Genomic DNA, 20,105 nt, shown 5'->3' with positions numbered 1-20,105 from the left:
CTTATATTAGCTACCACCATCAATGCTACTTTTTCGCAATCAAAGTCGCGCGCATGGGAGCAGGATATCCTTCGACGGTCTTAGTAGAGTCATTAGGATCTAAGAAATCTGCTAACGAATGATAGGTCATCCACTCGGTTTGTCGTTGTTCCTCAGTCGAGGTGACTGCTACATCGACGCAGCGCACATCTGAAAATCCTGCTTTCTCTAGCCAACCAATTAATGCCGCCACCGATGGCAAGAAATAGACGTTATTCATCTGCGCGTAGCGGTCGTGTGGTACCAGCACAGTATTGGCATCACCTTCAATCACCAACGTCTCAAGTACCAACTCACCACCTTTGACTAACTGTCCTTTGAGCTGTTGTAAATGCTCAAACGGTGACTGGCGATGATACAGCACACCCATGCTAAATACGGTATCAAACAGCTGACTGTGCTCAGGTAACGCTTCAAGCGGTACAGGAATATAATGCGTCCGATAGCTACCTGTATCACTAGCATCTGCGGCACCAACGAAATGACGAATCGCCACAAACTGATGATAAAACAAACATGACGGATCAATAATAATAACCGTATCTGCGCCAGCCCCTGCCATGCGCCAGCCATGATAACCAGAGCCACCGCCCACATCCAATACGCGGCGACCGTCCAATCTACTTAAATGCGGCGCAACGCGTTTCCATTTCCAATCGCTATGCCACTCGGTATCGATCTTAATACCTGACTCATCATCGCCGATTTGACCACCAATCTGAAATGGGCCTTTACGCCACGGCATCAACTGCTTTAATAACGCCGTTGTTTGTTTGCGCTGAGACTCATTTAGATTTGCCTCAATCGTCAATGTATCGCTGTTTAGATCGACATTATTGACAGCTAAGTTTGGCAAACGAGCGACTGACGCTTGGTAGGCAGGCGCATGCGCATAGTTAGCTTTGTCTTTTATATCACCTAGCCATGTTGGTAATCGTTTGAGCCATTCATAAGCGTTTGGCTGCTGCTGTGCCAACTCTAGCAGGGTTAAATATAATTCGCGTTCTGCGTTGATGATAGTATCGTTGAGCATAAAAGCAGGTTACCGTATTGATTAATATTCAAATTAATAAAATTAAAAGGGTTAAAATAAAGAAAGATAAGTTTTAATATGTAAACTCTTTGAAATTCGTGAACTACGCATTTCCTTGCAGAATTTCCGTTTCACTACGAAGATCGTCGTATTCAAAAACACCATAACCATTGTCCTGACTTTTGAAAACAACTTTGCCTTCTTCTAACCAGTTCCGTACATTTTTAGCATCATCAATAATCTCGGGATACAACTTATCTAAGATAGTATCTATATTATGGTTAGATTCCGAAGTTTCGTAGTCTACTAGGCAGAACCCGTATATAATTCCTAGCTTGCCGAGAAAACCATAACCCTTACAATATAACTCATACATCACCCAAATCGCATTACTACAATTTCCATCTCTATCAATAATTGAGTTTAAGTACCCTTTTATGCGATCAGCTTCAAATTTATAAAAATGGACGTATTGCGCAAAACTATCATAAAAACGGTAATAAAAATTATCTTCAGAACTATAATTAAATGAAATCAGTTCAAGATACAAATCAGGGTTGCTAGACTCTAATACATCATCTTCATATAACCATTGCTCAAATGATTGTACGCTCATTTTTTTTATTAACACTTGATGAATATTTTGTTCAACTATAGACGGAATCATATGAACACCTTGTTCGCTCCCAAAGTAAATCCTATTTAAACGCCACAATAGAGACGAAGTTCAAAAACTGAAACCACGTCAGATGACGCGCAAACCCAACATTACTCAACCGTGCATGATGCTCATCTAACGTGTCAGTAATGAGGACATTTTCCAATGCATTACGCTTACCGCTAATCTCCATCTCGGTGTAACCATTGGCACGTTTAAAGTCGTAATAACGCTCTACCAACCACGCATCATATTGCTCATCAAACGCATGGGTTTTTTCAGTCAGTACCAATATGCCGCCTTCGCTCAATGCCGCATAAATCTTCTCTAATACTGCGACCCTATCAGCAGCTGGCAAAAACTGTAGCGTCAAGTTCAAAATCACCATATCGCACGGCTCAAGCTCAATATCGCGGATATCTGCTGTGATCACTTCGATGTCATGCTCAGGATAATTTTCACTCAGTAGCGTGGTCGCCTCTGTCGTCATCGCTGGTGAGATATCAATTGCTTTAATCTGCAAGTCTTGTGGGTCGAACTCACCAGCTAGCGTCATGCTGGCTGCACCCAATGAACAGCCCAAGTCATAAACACGACTAACACGCTGACCACTATCGCTCTGCTGGCGATACTTGCAATGACGACGGGCGAATATAGGTAGCATCGCCAATACCTGACCATAACCAGGTACACTGCGGCGAATCATGTCAGGGAAACAAGCCACCACCTGCTCATCAAACGAAAAGCGTGCGGCCTTATCCAGTGGCGTGGTAAACGGTTTATCAAATAGGGTGTCATGTTTGATAGCAGGCTGAGATTGGCTCATGGGACGACTCGTTTTTAGAATAGAACTGAAAGTAAGAATTACTTGGTGAATTTTGCTTGGTAGTTTCGCTTGTCATTATCAGTTGATAAAGAAGTAAGATAGCAAAAGCCCATTATAACATTACTGTTTGTTACTTATCGCCTTTGGCTTGCCTGCTAAGCTGAATAAATAGTGCCAAAGGTAATGAGGCGTTTGAAAGAAGCATTGAAAAACGAGAGCATCACTACCAAATATAGCGCTTAACCCATATTTATAATAATAGGAAAAAATTATGCAAACGATCGTATTAGGTGGCGGCTGCTTCTGGTGCACCGAATCTGTATTTTTATCGGTAAAAGGTGTGCAATCTGTCGTCTCAGGCTACATGGGCGGCGATGCTGTCTCTGCTAACTATGAAGCTGTCTGTAGTGGAACGACTGGCCATGTCGAAGTCATCAAAGTCGAATTTGATGAGTCTATCGTCCCGTTAGAAGTAATACTCGATGTCTTCTTTGCCACGCATGATCCCACCACGATAGATCGTCAAGGCAATGACGTTGGTAGTCAGTATCGCAGCGTGGTCTTTTACACCGAAGACAGTCAAAAACCGACTGTTGACCGTACCATCAATAAGTTACGCGATATGGGTGTCAATGTAGTGACGGAAGTACATCCTGCCGTTGAGTTCTACCAAGCAGAAGACTCACATCAAGATTTCTTCAACAGAAATCCAGGACAGGCTTATTGCAACTTTGCGATACCGCCAAAGCTTGCCAAACTGCGTAAAGAATTTAGCAAATATATGGTTAGTTAAATGAGGGTTCGCTAAATTGAATAAGACATTATTTATTCAAAGTTTTTCTTAGCCTAATGTTAGATACCAGCCAAACACTTATACTATAGGTGTTTGGCTTTTTATTAGTTATTCCTTTGATATATCAGATCAATATTAGAACCTTATATATACAAACTTGCAAATAGAGGATCACAGCATGAACCCTGAGTTTTGGCAAAAACGTTGGCAAGAAGGTCGCATTGGTTTTAATCAATCAGCTGTTAATCCATTATTAACTGAGTATATTGATCACTTAGATTTAGCAGCGGGTAGCCGCGTCTTCGTTCCGCTTTGTGGCAAATCTATCGATATGGTTTGGCTAGCGACGCAAGGCTATGACGTGGTGGGCGTTGAGTTAGTCGAAACAGCCGTACAAGCATTTTTTGCTGAGCAAAACATTGAACCTACCGTCTATCAACAGGCAGACAATTCAACGATGAAATACTATCAAGGCCAGTGGTCGGGACAAACCATCACTTTATGGGTCGCTGATATCTTTGCACTGACCGCTAAAGATATTGGCTCTATTGATGCAGTATATGATAAAGCGGCATTAATCGCCCTGCCAGCCGATATGCGTGTGAGATATAGTGAGCAAGTGCGGAAACTTAGTAGCGATACCAATAAAGTTGATGGTGCTAACAATGAAATAACACCGCAGCTTTTACTCACGCTAAATTACGATCAGCGTAAAAAGAATGGACCACCCTTCTCTATTAATGCCGACCAGCTAGAGCAGTATTATAGCGATCACTACCAAATCAGTGAGCTAGCGTGTGAGCCTTCTTCTATAGGTTCTGCACCTGATATCACCGTCACAGAACAGGTTTGGCTATTGAGCAGTAAATAAAAAAAACCATATAACCTTTAATACACTGCTAAATCGCAACGGAGAAATTCAATGAAAATGATAGTCGGTCTAATGAGTGTAATTGCTATTCTGCTAGTTGCTTTGGCAGGCCCAATGTACAAGTTTGGCGTTGTAGAATTAGGCACTGCGTTTACAGGGTTTAAATTTGGGTTATTTGCTGGTATCGCAGCATTGGTATTGTTAGCTATTCAGCTATTATTTAAACGAAATACAGCCAGTATTGGGAGCGCATTAGCCTCATCCGTACTTGCTGTCACTGCAATCGCTGTCCCGCTTAGCATGATGAATACGGCCAAAAATGTACCGCCTATTCACGATATTTCTACCGATTTGGTGAATCCGCCTGAGTTTGTCATGATTGCGCCACTGCGTGCAGATGCACCGAATCCCGTAGCGTACGCAGGTGCAGAAGTGGCTGAACAACAACGTACTGCCTACCCTGACTTGCAGACATTGACCTATGCTCAGTCAAAGCCTGAATTGGTTAAGGCATCCAAACAAGCCATTGAGAATTTAGGATGGGAGCTAGTCAATACTGATGCAGACAAAGGCATCGTTGAAGCGACAGAGACGACTGCTTGGTTTGGCTTTAAAGATGATGTGATCATTCGTGTGGCTGACAACGATAGCAAGCGCTGGGTTGATATTCGCAGTAAGTCACGAGTTGGACAGAGCGATTTGGGCAAAAATGCGGCGCGTATTCATAGCTTTATAGAAGAACTAGATAGTGTGCTAGCCAAATAAACAGTTTCTACCTTCTAAGGAATAGTCCTCGAGTTGAAATACTGTCTGACGCTTTGCATTTTCAGCTCTATGAAATCCTCTTCTAATCTCACGGCAGCGTCAATTTATCGTAACCATTTATAACCTTGGTACTGCGACAGCTTTTCTTTACTGTTTAGATTGGTTACTCTACGTTAATATCATTTTTTGCCTTTCGATAACTATTTTAACGTTTATAGGATATTTTCATGCGTTTGACTCCTTTTTCTACTTTGTCGCTGCTTAGTGTGGCTGTCGGCATTAGCCTTGCTACCACTGCTCAAGCTGCTCAGCCGCCAGCACCTGATTTATCCAATAGTGAGTTTCAACAGTGCTTAGACAATCTAAAAAACTCTAGCAAATTTAGCGGTGTTGATAGCTATACTTTTAATAACTATCGCCCAAGCCAGCCTGATCCTAGTGTCATTCAGTCACTCAACTACCAGCCAGAGTTTCAAAAAGACGTCTGGGACTACTTATCAGCATTGGTAGACAAAGAGCGTGTCGAGGACGGTATCCGAGCCAAGCGTCAATGGGGCTCGACGCTACGTCAAATCGAATCGCGTTATGGCGTAAAAGCTGAGCATGTGCTCGGTGTTTGGGGCGTAGAATCTAACTTTGGTCAAACGTTAGGTAAAAAGCCATTATTTGAGTCTTTGGCGACCTTATCTTGTTTTGATCGTCGTCAGAGCTACTTTCAAGGTGAGTACGCCAATGCGCTAAAAATCGTGCAAAATGGCGATATCGCACCTAATGATATGACAGGCTCATGGGCAGGTGCCTTTGGACAGACGCAGTTTATGCCGAGTACTTTCTTAGAGTTGGCCGTGGATTTCGATGGTGATGGACGTCGTGATTTGGTCAATAGCGTACCTGATGCACTCGCTTCTACCGCGAACTTCTTAGACAATCGTGGCTATCGTACTGGCGAGCCTTGGGGCTATGAAGTCAAACTACCTGATGGGTTCTGGGCTGCTTCTAATCGCAAAGACAAAAAGTCGATAAGCCACTGGCGCGACCAAGGCCTGACATTGGCTAATGGCAGTCCGCTACCGTATGAATTGAGCAGTGCAGGCCTGTTATTACCAGCTGGGATGGAAGGCCCTGCTTTCTTAGTGGGTAAAAACTTCGACACTTTCTACTCTTATAATGCCTCAGAAAACTACGCACTGGCTATCGCACACTTATCAGATCTAATCACTCGCGAAGACAGCAGCAAAACAGACTTTATCACTGCGTGGCCGACAGATGATCCTGGTATCAGCCGCCAGCAGGCCAAAGACATTCAGCAAGCGTTGTTAAACGCAGGTTATGATATCGGCGGTGTAGATGGCATCATCGGAGACAATACTCGTACCGCTATCCAACAATACCAGACTAGTCGCGGTATTTTCCCAGCTGACGGACGCGCAGGTCAAAAATTCTATCGTGCCATCGTTGGTAATGCAGCGCCGAGTCAAACTCAATACGGCCAGCCTGCAAACAGCAAACCTCTGAATCCTACATCGGCCGATCGCATGGGGCAATTGATTCAGCAGCAAACGACTGCTCCTAGTAGCTACTCATCTCAACCATCAGTGAGCTCATCAAATTCTGGCAATACACGTTATCGCCGCGTTACTGATGCCGATGGCACTATCAAGCTTGTTCGTATAGACCAAGGTTCATAGTAGCAAGATAGGTGATGCTATTTATACGCATCAAAAAAGCCACGCTAACGATAGCGTGGCTTTCTTATTTATATATAGTTATTAATAGAACTTATCTCATTTTCTTAAAATATGGGTCTAGACAATAGGTGGTGGCTTAGGCTGACCATTGTCACCATTCCAGTTTTCACGAGCTTTATCATCTAAATCGGCAGCCGTTTTTGGCTCCCACTTACCATTTTCTTTCCAAGTCGCATCGCCCCAATCTTCATCTTCGGCTTTACTGTCTAAATCTTTGTAGGCCTTGCTAGGATCTATACCGCGACGTTTCATATCTGCTACTTGCTCTTCTAACGTATGAAACTGATCAGCATCATGCATAGACTTTTCTAGACCATCAATCTCTCTTTTTAACTCGTCATTTTTAGCATTGCTCATCGTACGCTCTCCCTAATTATTAATATTATAGTTGTCATTCTCAAACAGCTAACGTTGTTAGCATAGTTAACTGACTGACTTCATTATTACGGGTCTGAGGAAGATTCACAAGCATTGCACGTATGCTTTGTATTACAAAACGTAGTCGTGATGCCACAGTGGACGTTTTAGATAATTATTGTTGAGCACGCTAGCAAATAATTACTAGTCCTTTTTGTTTGTACTTGCGGTATGATTTTACAGTAGGTTTTTTGCATAGAAGGTAAGTTTCCAAAGCTCCTGTGAGACCCGCGTACCATAAGTCATCAGTTGTATCCAGTTTGCACCGACTAGCTTACGTTGCAAATTATTGATATCAGCTTGAGAGATTTGGCAACGTGAGACAGCATGAACGTTTGGCATCTCTTTTTTGATGTCTACTTCCGCTTTAGCAGTGATCAAACGATTGATAGCATTTTGCAAGCCATAACTTGAAAAAGTAGACGGTATTCTCATCAGGGTCATAAGTATCTCGTGCCACGAGAGTGTTAGTGAACGGGTCACGTCCGTTAGATTGCCACCCTCATAAGCTTGAGCACTATATTGAATCTCAAAAAACTCCGTTAACTCAATTGGCTCGCTAACCTTATCCGAGATAAAGTCTTCGTCATCAGGACTGTTTCTCTCTACCTCGGTAGTACTAGGTAATACATCGACGGTCTTCTCATGAATAACCTTTTTACTAGTCGTATTCTCTTCGTCATTCGCTCTGACCCAGCCACCTACCATTTTATTATTGGCGATTGCATTATAATGAGCCTGTACTAGCAATGGCTCAATATCTTCTTCCGTATCATAGTAATGTAGCTGATTATCTTGCTTGGTCACTAACTTAATAAACTCTTGAAGTTGTCGGCTGATAACAGCGTCTGGAGAGTGGTTTTTGACCAGAACAATTAGCGGCTTAAGCTTTGCTTTGGCATTTAGATAACTTAAGTGCATTTGGCTAACGCCGTTTTTTTGCACAGTTCCGTAGCTGTCGCCAACGATCATGACTGCGTAATCACAAGAGTCAATGCACTGGCGGCCATAAAAAGAGGCTTTGGATAATTTGCTAGAAACATCATAGGTCAGAAATGCGCGGGCCTGAAAAAATATCGCTAAGCTGTCTAGAACCAACAACTGGTCGTTGTCAGCGCATATAATATGAATATGATAGCGACGATTCGGCACAATTACCTCTAAGCGTAGGTCGTGACATAAAAAGGATAGGGTGTGAGATAGAACACAAAAATCTTGTCTTGCTCAGCCTAGCATACTCTTAGCTTGAAAAGATGCACTCAATTTATTTTAACTGAGTCAGCGTTGCATACAGCGTATTGATATCACTAACCTTGATAATAACTAGTGAGAGTAATATTGCAATGCCATTTCTGTACCGAGTAAGCGCTCAACTAAAGCGCATAGTCTATCACTATATTTAGTGGCGTGAAAAGTTAATGGCGGTCTAGTAATGGTATTTTTATTACTGGTTTTTTGTGACAGATTTTCTCGTTTTTCACTCATCAATGATGCAGACAAGTTGTTTGCAATCAATAGCTGTCTAACCCGTTCAGCAATCGCTTGACCAGAATCAATGACTTGTATTGATAGCTGCTGCTGTGCAATCTCATCCAATAAGAATGTCTTAAAAAATGGGTAATGCGTACATCCCAACACTAACTGATCGATACCTTCATTAGCAAATACTCGTACCTGTTGACGTAATCTTTCGGCTGTCTCGTCTTGTTCTGACATACCTGCTTCTACCCAAGGAACCAGTTGCGGATCAAAATACTTAGTGACTACTGTTTTATTAGGTTGAGCAAAATTGATAATAACATCATTTAACAAGGTGCCATTCAAAGTTGCTTTGGTTGCTAGCACCGCTACATGACCACTCTTACTCGCCAATACCGCAGGCTTTAATGCAGGGACAAGACCTACAATAGGTATATGTGGATAGCAGCGTCGGGCAGTATCTAGCGCATATGCTGAGGCACTGTTGCAAGCAATAACTATTAGCTTACAGCCTTGCTTATGTAACCATTCTACGGCTTTTAGCGTTAGCGTTTCAATATCTTCGCTGTCGCGATTGCCATAAGGTACATTTAGCGTATCGGCGTAATATACATAACGCTCAGTAGGCAGCTGCTGTGCTAAATGCAAATAAACAGACAAACCGCCAACACCAGAATCAAACACGCCAATGGGCGCGCTACGTTTTTTATCGCTTACAACTGTGTTACTAGCATGTTTATTGACATCTACTAGATCAATAGCTTTGGGACTTTGGTCAACAGATATATCGACACACGGTCTGAGCTTTCCGACTGTCTGGTTTTTGATATCCATCTTTATGCTAATGCCATTATCATATTATTCATCAATCTCATTACCCAGTTAAATGCGCTATATGTATATTGCGTGTGTGGCGTTACTCTACGTCAGCTATCTATCAACTACCTTTATACGATAGGAATTTTTCAGACCAATAGAATCAGGCGACATTATAAAATTATAGCACTCATCGGCATACAGCAATTAAGAGATAAACATAATACCTAATCAGTAGGCATCGATAATGAATAAGACTGACCACCACTCTGTAGCGTTAATATCGTCTTACCATTGTCTTCTGATAATGCTCCAATTTCAGTCAGGTGATAAAAAGTATTGCGGCCAATAAGTGCAGTCAAGCCATTTCTAACCATCATGTAAGGGCGTACCTGTTCTGTAGACGCTAATTCCTGAGAATCTGCAACATCGTCAGCGGTACTCACTTGATTCGCTTGATCGCTTTCACTAAAGTCACTGTTATTAAAGTCGCTTTCACTAAAGTCGCTTTCATTAGAATCGCTTTCATTAGAATCGCTCTTATTAGAATTATACGCCTTTAATACGATCGGATGTTCATCGTCTAAGCGAACCACATCTCCTGTCGTCGTTGTAAACTCCAACCAACTCATATCATCTTCATGGACAATACCAACATCATTGATAAGCAGTGGTGCATCTTCTACTTGGATACGGATTTTCTGTACAGGGGTCTTGAGGAAGTACTCAGTAATGCCATTATTTTCTTCTTTCCATAGTATTGTGGCAAACAAGCTGACCAATGACTCACGGGTCATTTGCCCGCCTTCATGCCACCACTCCCCGTTTGCTTTGATAGTCAAATCCATATCAGCAATATCTTCAGGATGCCATTTTTCAAGCGGTGGTATCGCACGTCCTTCGCGAGTCCCTTTTGCAGACTTAATATACTGGCTTAGCGCATCCAAATTATCTAAGTTATTTAGGCTAGAAGGCTTGCTGTTTGGGACTTCTGCTATTTTCTCACGGCTTTCTTTATTGCCATTATTATCGTCATTCATTATTAATCCCTTTATTTAGTATTCAAAGTTTGGCTTATCTATTATTACTATAAATTTTTGTTTCAGGTATGATGAAACTTTATCGTTATAACAACCTCATTTTCTTAGCATTACCTTAGCATCGATACTCATAAATGCGTATCGTGTTTGTAGGACTTTTCTTTTATAATGAGTAACGATTTTTTATTGAAATGGTCAAGTGGGTGTTGTATTGATGACACATCTTGCGTTATGTGTTGATATCCTTAGATAAATTGGTATTAACCATGACGGGTCAATTGATGCCGCAAAGACAGTTTTATCGGGCAGCCATATGTCTGAGTGACGTTAGCGCCGCAAGTCTATTATTCAGTTGTTAAGCTAATGATGCCCTGAGATAAGCCACTAAAAGTTTAGGAGTAGGTATGCAAGAGCAAGACAATCAAACGCCAGTTATTGATGGTAATACTGTGAATGCTGACGCACCAGTAGCGACAGAGACCGCAACGCTAGATAAAGCAGAACCAGTCGTAGCGCCAGTTGCCGCGGAACCTGAAGTCGAACGCGAATCAATGGAGTTCGATGTCATCATCGTTGGTGGTGGACCTGCAGGTCTGTCTGCTGCCATCCGTTTGCGCCAGCTCGCTATTGAAGCTGGTAATGATGAGTTTATGGTTTGTGTGGTCGAAAAAGGCTCTGAGTTTGGTGCCCATACGTTGTCTGGTGCAGTCATCGAGCCACGCGCTCTAAATGAACTAATCCCTGACTGGAAAGAAAAAGGCGCACCGCTTAACGTGCCAGCGACAGAAGATCGTTTCTATTATTTAAACTCTGCCACACGCTCAACTAAAGTGCCTGACTCTTTGATTCCAGGTCCGATGCACAACGATGGCAACTATATTGTCTCGCTAGGTAATGTCGTTCGTTGGTTGGCCGTACAGGCAGAAGAGCTTGAAGTCATGATGTTCCCAGGCTTCCCTGCCGATGACATCTTATACAACGACGACGGTTCGGTCAGAGGTGTATTAACGGGTGATATGGGTGTGGCCGCCAATGGTGAAGCCAAGCCGAGCTTTGAGCCTGGTTATGAGCTTCTTGCCAAATACACTATTTTTGCCGAAGGTAGCCGTGGTCATTTAGGCAAACGCTTAATCAGCCGTTTTGATCTAGATAAAGATTCGGATCCTCAGCATTATGGTATCGGTCTAAAAGAGCTATGGGAAGTTGAGCCTGAAAAGCATGAGCAAGGCGTTGTCATGCATGGTCTTGGCTGGCCATTGACTGAAACTGGCTCTACTGGTGGCTGGTGGTTATACTTTGATGAAAACAACCAAGTAAGCTTTGGTCTTGTGGCGGATTTGTCTTACCACAACCCTTATATGTCTCCATTTGATGAAATGCAGCGCTTGAAAACGCACCCTGTTATCAAAAATGTTTTAGAAGGCGGTAAGCGTATTTCTTATGGCGCCCGTGCGTTGACCAAAGGTGGTCTAAACTCACTACCGAAGTTCACCTTCCCAGGTGGCGTGTTGGTAGGTGATGATGCTGGTTTCTTAAACCCAGCAAAAATCAAAGGCACGCATACCTCGATGAAGTCAGGCATGCTCGCCGCCGAAGCTATTTTTGAGGCGCTGCAAGCTGAACGTCAGCATGATGAAGTGGTTGCTTATAGCACAATGTACAAAGAGTCATGGTTGTATCAAGATAACTATGAGTCGCGCAACTTCTCACCGGCGATTCACCGTATGGGTCTGTTCATGGGCGGCGCTTTCACCTTTATCGAGCACAACTTGTTAAAAGGTAAAATGCCGTTCACTTTACATGACAATACCCCAGATTACGATCAGTTGGAGCGTGCTAATCATGCTTATCAACCAACTTATCTTAAGCCTGATGGTAAGTTGGTATTTGATAAATTGTCGTCGGTATTTATCTCTAATACCAACCATGCAGAAGATCAGCCAACGCATCTAAAACTTACTGATCCGACTGTACCTATTTCAATCAACTTACCGTTGTATGCTGAGCCTGCACGTTTATACTGCCCAGCCGGTGTGTACGAAGTGGTCAAAGACGCTGAGGGCGCTAAGTTTGTCATCAATGCACAGAACTGCGTGCATTGTAAGACCTGTGATATCAAAGACCCTTCACAGAACATCACTTGGGTAACGCCAGAAGGTGGCGGTGGTCCTAACTATCCAAACATGTAAATCAGGATAATTCTGGTTTGAGCTGGTACAGTTAATATCATTAAAACTGTACTTCAATAAAAACCGCCCTTCTCTTTATAAGAGTCGGGCGGTTTTTTAGTGCTGAGAACAAGCTATGTTTACCAATCAATACTGCTTAGTCTGTCCAAGCATCACGGTTGGCTTCATTTCTGAGTTTTACAAAGTTATCAGGATCAAACTTTATCTGATCGCCTGTTTTACCCTCTTTTACCTGACGCTCATAGTCACGTAGTATTCTTAGCGCTACAGGAGACAACAGCAAGATAGCCACTAAGTTGACTAAGGCCATCAGACCCATAGACAAGTCAGCGAAGTTCCATATAGCAGGTAAACTAGCAACAGAGCCGATAAATACCATACCTAACACTAGGAAGCGGAAAACCATAATCATTACTTTGGCATTTTTGGCACCAGAGATAAATTCAAGATTTGACTCACCGTAGCTATAGTTGGCGATGATAGACGTAAATGAGAAGAAGAAAATCGCAATCGCCACGAACACCACGCCTAGGTCCCCCACATACTGTGATAAGGCTAACTGAGTTAACTGAATACCTTCTTGCTCGACATTAGGGTCGACCACGCCAGACAAGATAATAATTGATGCCGTTGCGGTACAAATGATAAGAGTATCCATAAATACGCCTAGCATCTGCATAAAACCTTGTACTGCTGGGTGATCAGGATGACTCTTTGCCGTTGCTGCAGCATTCGGTGCTGAACCCATACCTGCTTCGTTAGAGAACAAGCCGCGTTTGATACCGTTAATCATCGCCTGTGCAATACCATAACCGATGACACCGCCTGCCGCCTGCTCAAAGCCAAATGCTGATTTTACAATCAACGCGATCGCTGCTGGGAATTGACTAAAGTTAGTCACGATAATGAATAGTGCTAGTAAGATGTACAAGATAGCCATCACTGGTACGATTTTACCCGCGATACGAGCTACTGAACGCAAACCACCGAATACCACTGGCGCTACCAGTACAACTAATACCAAACCTGTCATCCACGTTGGCACACCAAAGGCTTCATTGGTCGCTTGAGCGATGGTGTTGGATTGTACGCCATTGAACGCCAAACCAAAGGCCACTAACAAACATAATGAGAAAAACACGGCAAGCCAGCGTTTGCCTAGACCTTTTTCGATGTAATAAGCAGGGCCACCGCGGTACACATTATCGTTGTGCGGTACTTTGTAGGCCTGTGCTAAGGTTGACTCGATAAAGCTGGTCGACATACCGACAAGTGCCGTCATCCACATCCAAAATACAGCACCTGGGCCACCCAAATAGATTGCGATTGCCACACCTGCCAAGTTACCAGTACCAACACGCGCAGCCAGCGACGTCATCAATGCTTCAAATGAGCTAATACCACCATCTTTGCGTCCTTGGTTGGACACGCGTAGCAACTTCCACATATGACCAAAATGACGAAACTGAATAAAACGTGTCACGATGGTGAAGTAGAGACCTGCACCAATTAGTAAGAACATCAGTAATCCATACCAAGGGTTGCTAGCAATCAGCCAGTCATTGTTACCCCAGATAATACCGACACCATAATTTACGATGTTATTAAACCAACCTATTATCCCTTCGTTCATATGGGCTCCTTATTCATTCTTTATATGTGTTACTTAAATTCCATATCGATATCATATTTTGATGGCGATGGACTATATAAGTTCTTTGCACAAAATACCTGATACCGAAAAGACACGTGCATGATATAGATATTGAGCGACATGCGACCATCACGTTTGCTTATCGACTTCATATAATTATTTTTAAAATAAATAATGCTTATGTTTCATCTTATATAGAATAGATTAAGTGATAATTTAAACGCACAAATTACACGATTGCCGTACCGTTTCCGTAACGTCGGGTTTTTCAATGAAGGCTAAGCAAACTAATTTTTAGTAATTTAATTATTATTCATGCGCAGTAATTTGCAATTATCTATATTAAACCGTGCTAATATGAATTCCATATCTGTTTAGACTGTTTTACGGTTATCAAAGCTACTAAGCAGTACAATAGGTTAACGTGTTAAAAAGATTAAAACTCTTGTCAGGAAGACGAGATTGTTAAAAAGACACTGGATAGTCCCCCCTTCTGTCTTCCTCAAGAAATGTTATTTTTGCCATTCGATGGTTTAAGTCAATGCGATGCTTAAATAGTTAACTACTTTTATTTGAAGTAAAGAACTACCGAGCATTCAACGTACTATCACGCATCATCGTTTTCACTATATAAAGCAGTACCTGATTATTTTTTATCCTTTTTATGGTAAGAAATAATCGCAGTTCTTTTTATATTGTTGGTATTTTTTAGGGAAGACAAAAGGAGTTGTCCTATGAAAGATCATAACGATCCATCCGGTTATTGGCGTGCCAATGTCCGTCTCATCTTAGGTAGCCTAGTAGTTTGGGCACTATGTTCTTATGGTTTTGCTATTTTATTGCGTCCTCTTTTAGCCGGCATCAAAGTCGGCGGCACTGACTTGGGCTTTTGGTTTGCTCAGCAAGGCTCTATAGGGGTGTTTATCATTTTAATTTTCTTCTACGCATGGCGTATGAATAAGTTAGATAAACAATATGGCGTAGATGAGGAATAGACCATGAGTCAGTATTTAGTTAATATTATTTTCGTAGGCCTATCTTTCGCTCTGTATTTTGGTATTGCGATTTGGGCTCGGGCTGGGACAACCAGTGAATTTTATGTGGCGGGCGGCGGTGTACATCCAGTAGTTAACGGTATGGCGACAGCTGCTGACTGGATGAGTGCAGCATCTTTTATTTCTATGGCAGGTTTGCTTGCTGCTGGCGGTTATGGCGCATCAACCTATTTGATGGGTTGGACAGGTGGTTATGTACTACTAGCCATGCTACTGGCGCCTTACTTACGTAAATTCGGCAAATTCACGGTGCCTGATTTTATTGGAGATCGCTTTTATTCAAAAACGGCTGCAATGATTGCCGTGGTTTGTTTGATTATTGCCTCTACCACATACGTTATCGGTCAGATGACAGGTGCTGGTGTCGCATTTTCACGCTTCTTAGAAGTAGATAACAACACAGGTCTTATTATTGCGGCGGTTGTTGTATTCTTTTATGCAGTTCTTGGCGGTATGAAAGGGATTACCTACACGCAGGTTGCGCAGTATGTGGTTCTAATGATTGCTTATACCATTCCTGCTGTCTTTATCTCACTTGAATTAACCGGCAATCCAATTCCAGGTTTGGGCTTATTTTCAAACCATATCGAATCTGGCGTCCCTATCTTAACCAAGCTTGATCAAGTCGTGACCGATTTGGGATTCACAGCATATACAGCTGACGTACCTAACAAGCTAAACATGGTGCTGTTCACCTTATCACTCATGATTGGTACCGCTGGTCTACCTCACGTTATTATTCGCTTTTTCACCGTTCCTAAGGTTGCCGATGCACGTTGGACCGCTGGTTGGACATTAGTATTTATCTCATTATTGTACTTTACAGCACCTGCTGTTGGCGCAATGGCACGTCTAAACCTTATCGATACTATCTATCCACAAGGTGTTGCAGAGCCTGCTATCGACTATGACCAACGTCCAGACTGGATGAGGACTTGGGAAGATACTGGCCTGATCAAATATACTGACCTTAATAACGATGGTCGTATCCAGATGTACAACGATAGTGGACTGGGCGCTGCAGAAGTTGCTCTAACCAATGCACAGACTGAAGGCGGTGATGTAGGCGCTGCAACAACTGCGGTTGAGACAGCACGTGCTGCACATGACCTAGAACTTGATGGTCGCTTCGCAGACGCAGGCTGGGCTGGTAACGAGCTCGACGTCAATGCTGATATCTTGGTATTGGCCAATCCAGAGATTGCACAACTGCCATCTTGGGTAATTGGTTTGATCGCCGCAGGTGGTCTAGCCGCTGCACTATCAACTGCTGCTGGCTTATTGCTCGCTATCTCGTCAGCAATTAGTCATGATTTAATCAAACGAAACCTCAATCCAAACATTACTGACAAAGGAGAGCTCAAGGTCGCACGTATTACGATGGGTATTGCGATTGTAGTTGCTACTTACTTAGGTATGAATCCACCAGGGTTTGCAGCACAGGTAGTTGCATTGGCATTTGGTATCGCTGGTGCGTCCCTCTTCCCTGCACTAATGATGGGTATTTTCTCAAAACGTATCAACAACCTTGGCGCTATCGCTGGTATGTTGACAGGTTTGATCAGTATCTTGGTTTACATTTTCGTCTTCAAAGGTTGGTTCTTCATCAGCGGTACTGCCAACTTCCCTGATACAGCGGAGTACTGGCTATTTGGTATCTCACCACTGTCATTCGGTGTGATTGGTGCACTGCTTAACTTTATCGTTGCATTCATCGTTTCTTATGCGACCAAAGCGCCACCGCTACACATTCAAGAGTTGGTTGAAAGCGTTCGCTCACCACGCGGTGCAGGCGGTGCGGTCGACCATTAATCTGACGAATGATGATATGTCTTCTGTTACTATATATCACTCACTGGCAGCCACTGCTGGTGAGTGATTTTTTATCTAACACTTATTAAAATAATAGTTAGACTATAGTTTTGCTTTGTCCAATTGAACATACCTGAATAAAAGTGCCTAGCGCATTAAGGAATATTTTATGCTTTTTGAGTTTATCGCTACCATAGCTGCCGCATTTGGCATGGCTGGATTGGCACTGATCATAACTCACCTCTGTAAACTGTCAGGTAAGCGCGCGCCAAAGTGGCTGATTCCCTTATTTGCTGCGATTGGTATTTTTGGGTTTCAGGTACATCAAGAATATAACTGGTACGGTCAGCAAGTCCGTCAGCTGCCGGATGGTGTTGAGGTCATAAAAACTGCAGAAAGTACAGAATGGTTTCGCCCGTGGTCTTATATTAAACCGCAAGTCTTACGCTTTATTGCTGCAGATACGGGCAATGCTAGCATGCATGCAGACAATCCAGACATGCACTTAGTTAATTTATATTTGTTTGAAAGACGCAGAAGCGTGCAAAAGATTTTACAGGTAATAGACTGTACTACACCTGCACGAGCGGACTATGTGATACCAGAAAAAGGTAGCACGCTCACGGTGGATGAACATGTTAAACAGACTACTGCATGGCGAGAGCTGACTACAGATGATCCTTTATTTATCAAAATCTGTACTGATACAAGCGTCTAATACAGTAACACTTGATATGATAATTCTGGTTCATTAAATACTGATATCCAGTTGCGTTTAATAGCGTTGAGAAGCGGCTGAATAAGTATGCTTTGAATTGGCTCCTAGCAATAGCCCAGCACACAAACCACCAAAATGTGCCGCAAACGAGATACCTTGTTGCGGCATCAATCCTTGCTTAATGGTCAACCAATAGCCAGTTCCCATGACAATACAAGCTATCAGATAACCCCAGCGCCGCGCAAATATAGCCCCACCTATCATATAACCTAACATTGCAAAACAAAGTCCTGATGCGCCGATATGGATAGAAGATGGCGACCCGATAACCCAAGTAACCAGTCCTGAGGCAACCACTAGCTTAATTACCGTGCGATAAGCATTCTTCTCAAACAGTCCAAACAAAAACAAAATCTGTAATAGCGTCACCGTATTGCCAGTCAAATGCGACAAATTGCCATGCATGGTCCATGAAGCAAACACCCCTATCATACTACCCACATCTAAAGCACGCGGTACAATACCAAAGATATTCCACATACCAAATAAGGCCACTTCATTTAGAAAAAACATGCCCCACATCGGTATAAGTACAAAAGCATATAGTCCGATGACCTGCTTTATTCGTACGACAATTAAGTGAAGCAACTGCTGCCAATTCATATACCATCCTATCCTTATTATCTAAATTTTTTATGCCTATTTAATGATTTACAGCAAATAGTGGGCGTACAGCAGGTTTGAATGATAACAATGAGGCATCCTCATCAGCAGTGAGATAGTTATCACCATGCAATAACGACGTTGAATGATAAGGAACCAAAGCCGTAGGAATAAAGCGACGTGCCGCATCAATGTGCTTGATTGAATCATCAAAGAAGATATGTGGCGCAAATGTTCTGAGTACTGCTGTTTTCTCTAATCCTCCCAAAAAAAACGCCATATCAACATTCACGCCCCACTCTCGTAGTGTCTTGATAGCCCGTAAGTCAGCTGGTGCATTACGCGCCGTCACTAGCGCAATTTTTATTGGCGAGTATTTTAAACTAGCAGGCAGGCGCTCTTGCAGATTTGATAATTTAATCAATAATTCAGCATAAGGGCCTTTTTCAATCGGCAAATCACGCATTTGTACTTCACGATCATGAAAGGCTCGCAGTCCTTTTTGTTTGTATAGCAGTTCACCTGAATCATCAAAAAGCACCGCATCCCCGTCAAAGGCAATGCGCAGCTGCTCAGTATCCAGCTCATAAGTATTCACAGGCGTAGCGTCTAGTATGGCACAGGCACAGATATTGGCATCCGCCACTTGCTGGGCATCGTCGCGATTGGTGGTCAAGAATAGGTCAACGTTAAAGTCTTTGATATAAGGCGCAACAGGGCTACCTGAAACAAAAGCAGAACGAGAGATATTAATATCATGTTCTAGAATTGCATTAAGTACCTGAATACCAGTGTCTGGACTACTTTTTGAGACGATAACGACTTCGACCAATGGTGTTTCAATGTCTGAATCCTGTCCATCGCTATTATCAGAATACTTATTTACGTTTAATAATGCTTTAATTAGCGGATAACCTGCACCAATATTCAAAGGATCATTTTCACGCTCGGTCATGTACTCCCTAAATTCTTTTATAGCACTTGAAGGTCGTTGCTCTAGCAGCTCTAGCAAATAGTTTTCTGACTCAGTCAAATCAAAAAGTGCCGTCGCAGAAATTGCGACGATAAGCGTATTACTAAAATCGACAGCCATGACTATCTCTACTTATAAAGTTATATAGGAAAATGAATGAAAACCAGTTTACTACATTCACAAGCCTTTATAACACTAAGAAAAGTTACCATCACGCAGCATCGTAGATTGTGAGTTTGTAAAATGTTCCTCTCTTAATTCTTAGTCAAAATATCAGACACTAAAAAAGCCACACTGCTTTATTAGCAATATGGCTTCATACAATAACTCTATAAACTATGGTTTAAGTTTCAGTTTATATTCCGCTACCCCAACAGCACAAGTGAGATGGCTGGGAACATCACCAAGATAACCAGACGAATCACATCAGAGACAATGAATGGTGCCACCCCTCGGAACATATCACTCAGCTTAATGTGCGGTGCCATCGCCTTAATCACGAAGATATTCATCCCCATTGGCGGCGTAATCAAACCAAGCTCCACCGTCAATACCG

Annotated in this window: 19 protein-coding genes; 8 read left to right on the top strand and 11 right to left on the bottom strand. The window is 42.6% G+C overall.

The annotated features are described in order from the left end of the window. Window positions 1-25 precede the first annotated feature (25 nt). From cmoB to cmoA, 3 genes are all read right to left on the bottom strand, one after another. On the bottom strand, window positions 26-1,072 hold the full coding sequence (gene cmoB / locus QL886_RS11865) for a tRNA 5-methoxyuridine(34)/uridine 5-oxyacetic acid(34) synthase CmoB (protein ID WP_290178856.1): 1,047 nt from the start codon (window positions 1,070-1,072) through the stop codon (window positions 26-28). A gap of 103 nt (window positions 1,073-1,175) precedes the next feature. After that, complete coding sequence (locus tag QL886_RS11860) at window positions 1,176-1,739, bottom strand: hypothetical protein (protein WP_102091756.1); 564 nt, start codon at window positions 1,737-1,739, stop codon at window positions 1,176-1,178. Window positions 1,740-1,770: 31 nt separating this feature from the next. Next, window positions 1,771-2,556: a carboxy-S-adenosyl-L-methionine synthase CmoA gene (gene cmoA, locus QL886_RS11855; RefSeq protein WP_290178855.1), complete on the bottom strand. Its 786-nt coding sequence runs from the start codon at window positions 2,554-2,556 to the stop codon at window positions 1,771-1,773. Window positions 2,557-2,827: 271 nt separating this feature from the next. Between cmoA and msrA the strand changes: the two genes are divergently transcribed. The 4 genes from msrA (at window position 2,828) to QL886_RS11835 (ending at window position 6,673) form a co-directional block, all read left to right on the top strand. Then, window positions 2,828-3,349 carry a peptide-methionine (S)-S-oxide reductase MsrA gene (msrA, locus tag QL886_RS11850; RefSeq protein WP_290178854.1) on the top strand — a complete coding sequence of 174 codons (522 nt, stop codon included), beginning with the start codon at window positions 2,828-2,830 and terminating at the stop codon, window positions 3,347-3,349. 178 nt (window positions 3,350-3,527) lie between these two features. Further along, entirely contained in the window at window positions 3,528-4,220 is a 693-nt protein-coding gene (gene tmpT, locus QL886_RS11845) for a thiopurine S-methyltransferase (RefSeq protein ID WP_290178853.1), read from the top strand. 51 nt (window positions 4,221-4,271) lie between these two features. Beyond that, window positions 4,272-4,985: a DUF1499 domain-containing protein gene (locus QL886_RS11840; protein ID WP_290178852.1), complete on the top strand. Its 714-nt coding sequence runs from the start codon at window positions 4,272-4,274 to the stop codon at window positions 4,983-4,985. A 227-nt stretch (window positions 4,986-5,212) separates the two neighbouring features. Then, a complete protein-coding gene (locus QL886_RS11835; RefSeq protein WP_290178851.1) occupies window positions 5,213-6,673 on the top strand; it encodes a lytic murein transglycosylase in 1,461 nt (486 codons plus the stop codon). 117 nt (window positions 6,674-6,790) lie between these two features. Here the strand turns inward: QL886_RS11835 and QL886_RS11830 are convergent, their stop codons facing one another. From QL886_RS11830 to QL886_RS11815, 4 genes are all read right to left on the bottom strand, one after another. After that, entirely contained in the window at window positions 6,791-7,090 is a 300-nt protein-coding gene (locus QL886_RS11830) for a hypothetical protein (protein ID WP_057761845.1), read from the bottom strand. 237 nt (window positions 7,091-7,327) lie between these two features. Beyond that, window positions 7,328-8,302 carry a DUF4062 domain-containing protein gene (locus QL886_RS11825; RefSeq protein WP_290178850.1) on the bottom strand — a complete coding sequence of 325 codons (975 nt, stop codon included), beginning with the start codon at window positions 8,300-8,302 and terminating at the stop codon, window positions 7,328-7,330. Between the two features lie 171 nt (window positions 8,303-8,473). Next, complete coding sequence (gene murI, locus QL886_RS11820) at window positions 8,474-9,463, bottom strand: glutamate racemase (protein WP_290178849.1); 990 nt, start codon at window positions 9,461-9,463, stop codon at window positions 8,474-8,476. A gap of 209 nt (window positions 9,464-9,672) precedes the next feature. Beyond that, window positions 9,673-10,485 (bottom strand): DUF1285 domain-containing protein, encoded by an 813-nt coding sequence (locus tag QL886_RS11815; protein WP_290178846.1) that lies wholly within the window; start codon window positions 10,483-10,485, stop codon window positions 9,673-9,675. A gap of 551 nt (window positions 10,486-11,036) precedes the next feature. Between QL886_RS11815 and QL886_RS11810 the strand changes: the two genes are divergently transcribed. Beyond that, entirely contained in the window at window positions 11,037-12,674 is a 1,638-nt protein-coding gene (locus tag QL886_RS11810; protein ID WP_290178905.1) for an electron transfer flavoprotein-ubiquinone oxidoreductase, read from the top strand. Between the two features lie 136 nt (window positions 12,675-12,810). Here the strand turns inward: QL886_RS11810 and QL886_RS11805 are convergent, their stop codons facing one another. Beyond that, window positions 12,811-14,307: an alanine/glycine:cation symporter family protein gene (locus QL886_RS11805; RefSeq protein ID WP_290178845.1), complete on the bottom strand. Its 1,497-nt coding sequence runs from the start codon at window positions 14,305-14,307 to the stop codon at window positions 12,811-12,813. Between the two features lie 755 nt (window positions 14,308-15,062). Between QL886_RS11805 and QL886_RS11800 the strand changes: the two genes are divergently transcribed. From QL886_RS11800 to QL886_RS11790, 3 genes are all read left to right on the top strand, one after another. After that, complete coding sequence (locus QL886_RS11800; protein ID WP_057761855.1) at window positions 15,063-15,323, top strand: DUF4212 domain-containing protein; 261 nt, start codon at window positions 15,063-15,065, stop codon at window positions 15,321-15,323. A gap of 3 nt (window positions 15,324-15,326) precedes the next feature. Next, a complete protein-coding gene (locus QL886_RS11795) occupies window positions 15,327-17,195 on the top strand; it encodes a sodium:solute symporter family protein (protein WP_057761858.1) in 1,869 nt (622 codons plus the stop codon). Between the two features lie 169 nt (window positions 17,196-17,364). Further along, a complete protein-coding gene (locus QL886_RS11790) occupies window positions 17,365-17,913 on the top strand; it encodes a hypothetical protein (RefSeq protein WP_290178844.1) in 549 nt (182 codons plus the stop codon). Between the two features lie 57 nt (window positions 17,914-17,970). Here QL886_RS11790 and QL886_RS11785 read toward each other — a convergent pair whose 3' ends face one another. The 3 genes from QL886_RS11785 to QL886_RS11775 form a co-directional block, all read right to left on the bottom strand. Then, entirely contained in the window at window positions 17,971-18,576 is a 606-nt protein-coding gene (locus QL886_RS11785; protein ID WP_290178843.1) for a rhomboid family intramembrane serine protease, read from the bottom strand. Window positions 18,577-18,616: 40 nt separating this feature from the next. Beyond that, complete coding sequence (locus QL886_RS11780; protein ID WP_290178842.1) at window positions 18,617-19,669, bottom strand: 5'-nucleotidase; 1,053 nt, start codon at window positions 19,667-19,669, stop codon at window positions 18,617-18,619. A gap of 245 nt (window positions 19,670-19,914) precedes the next feature. Then, a partial coding sequence (locus tag QL886_RS11775; RefSeq protein WP_290178841.1) for a TRAP transporter large permease subunit occupies window positions 19,915-20,105 on the bottom strand: 191 nt, incomplete at its 5' end.

Origin of the sequence: Psychrobacter sp. APC 3281 (assembly GCF_030407815.1) — a bacterium.
Classification (GTDB): domain Bacteria; phylum Pseudomonadota; class Gammaproteobacteria; order Pseudomonadales; family Moraxellaceae; genus Psychrobacter.
The sequence above is the reverse complement of the archived record's forward strand: the minus strand, read 5'-3'. Positions and strand labels throughout refer to the sequence as shown.

Excerpts from the sequence above, each read along its gene's own strand:
- cmoB (WP_290178856.1), bottom strand. The coding sequence starts at position 1,072 with ATGCTCAACGATACTATCATCAACGCAGAACGCGAATTATATTTAACC.
- QL886_RS11860 (WP_102091756.1), bottom strand. The coding sequence starts at position 1,739 with ATGATTCCGTCTATAGTTGAACAAAATATTCATCAAGTGTTAATAAAA.
- cmoA (WP_290178855.1), bottom strand. The coding sequence starts at position 2,556 with ATGAGCCAATCTCAGCCTGCTATCAAACATGACACCCTATTTGATAAA.
- msrA (WP_290178854.1), top strand. The coding sequence starts at position 2,828 with ATGCAAACGATCGTATTAGGTGGCGGCTGCTTCTGGTGCACCGAATCT.
- tmpT (WP_290178853.1), top strand. The coding sequence starts at position 3,528 with ATGAACCCTGAGTTTTGGCAAAAACGTTGGCAAGAAGGTCGCATTGGT.
- QL886_RS11840 (WP_290178852.1), top strand. The coding sequence starts at position 4,272 with ATGAAAATGATAGTCGGTCTAATGAGTGTAATTGCTATTCTGCTAGTT.
- QL886_RS11835 (WP_290178851.1), top strand. The coding sequence starts at position 5,213 with ATGCGTTTGACTCCTTTTTCTACTTTGTCGCTGCTTAGTGTGGCTGTC.
- QL886_RS11830 (WP_057761845.1), bottom strand. The coding sequence starts at position 7,090 with ATGAGCAATGCTAAAAATGACGAGTTAAAAAGAGAGATTGATGGTCTA.
- murI (WP_290178849.1), bottom strand. The coding sequence starts at position 9,463 with ATGGATATCAAAAACCAGACAGTCGGAAAGCTCAGACCGTGTGTCGAT.
- QL886_RS11815 (WP_290178846.1), bottom strand. The coding sequence starts at position 10,485 with ATGAATGACGATAATAATGGCAATAAAGAAAGCCGTGAGAAAATAGCA.
- QL886_RS11810 (WP_290178905.1), top strand. The coding sequence starts at position 11,037 with ATGGAGTTCGATGTCATCATCGTTGGTGGTGGACCTGCAGGTCTGTCT.
- QL886_RS11805 (WP_290178845.1), bottom strand. The coding sequence starts at position 14,307 with ATGAACGAAGGGATAATAGGTTGGTTTAATAACATCGTAAATTATGGT.
- QL886_RS11800 (WP_057761855.1), top strand. The coding sequence starts at position 15,063 with ATGAAAGATCATAACGATCCATCCGGTTATTGGCGTGCCAATGTCCGT.
- QL886_RS11795 (WP_057761858.1), top strand. The coding sequence starts at position 15,327 with ATGAGTCAGTATTTAGTTAATATTATTTTCGTAGGCCTATCTTTCGCT.
- QL886_RS11790 (WP_290178844.1), top strand. The coding sequence starts at position 17,365 with ATGCTTTTTGAGTTTATCGCTACCATAGCTGCCGCATTTGGCATGGCT.
- QL886_RS11785 (WP_290178843.1), bottom strand. The coding sequence starts at position 18,576 with ATGAATTGGCAGCAGTTGCTTCACTTAATTGTCGTACGAATAAAGCAG.
- QL886_RS11780 (WP_290178842.1), bottom strand. The coding sequence starts at position 19,669 with ATGGCTGTCGATTTTAGTAATACGCTTATCGTCGCAATTTCTGCGACG.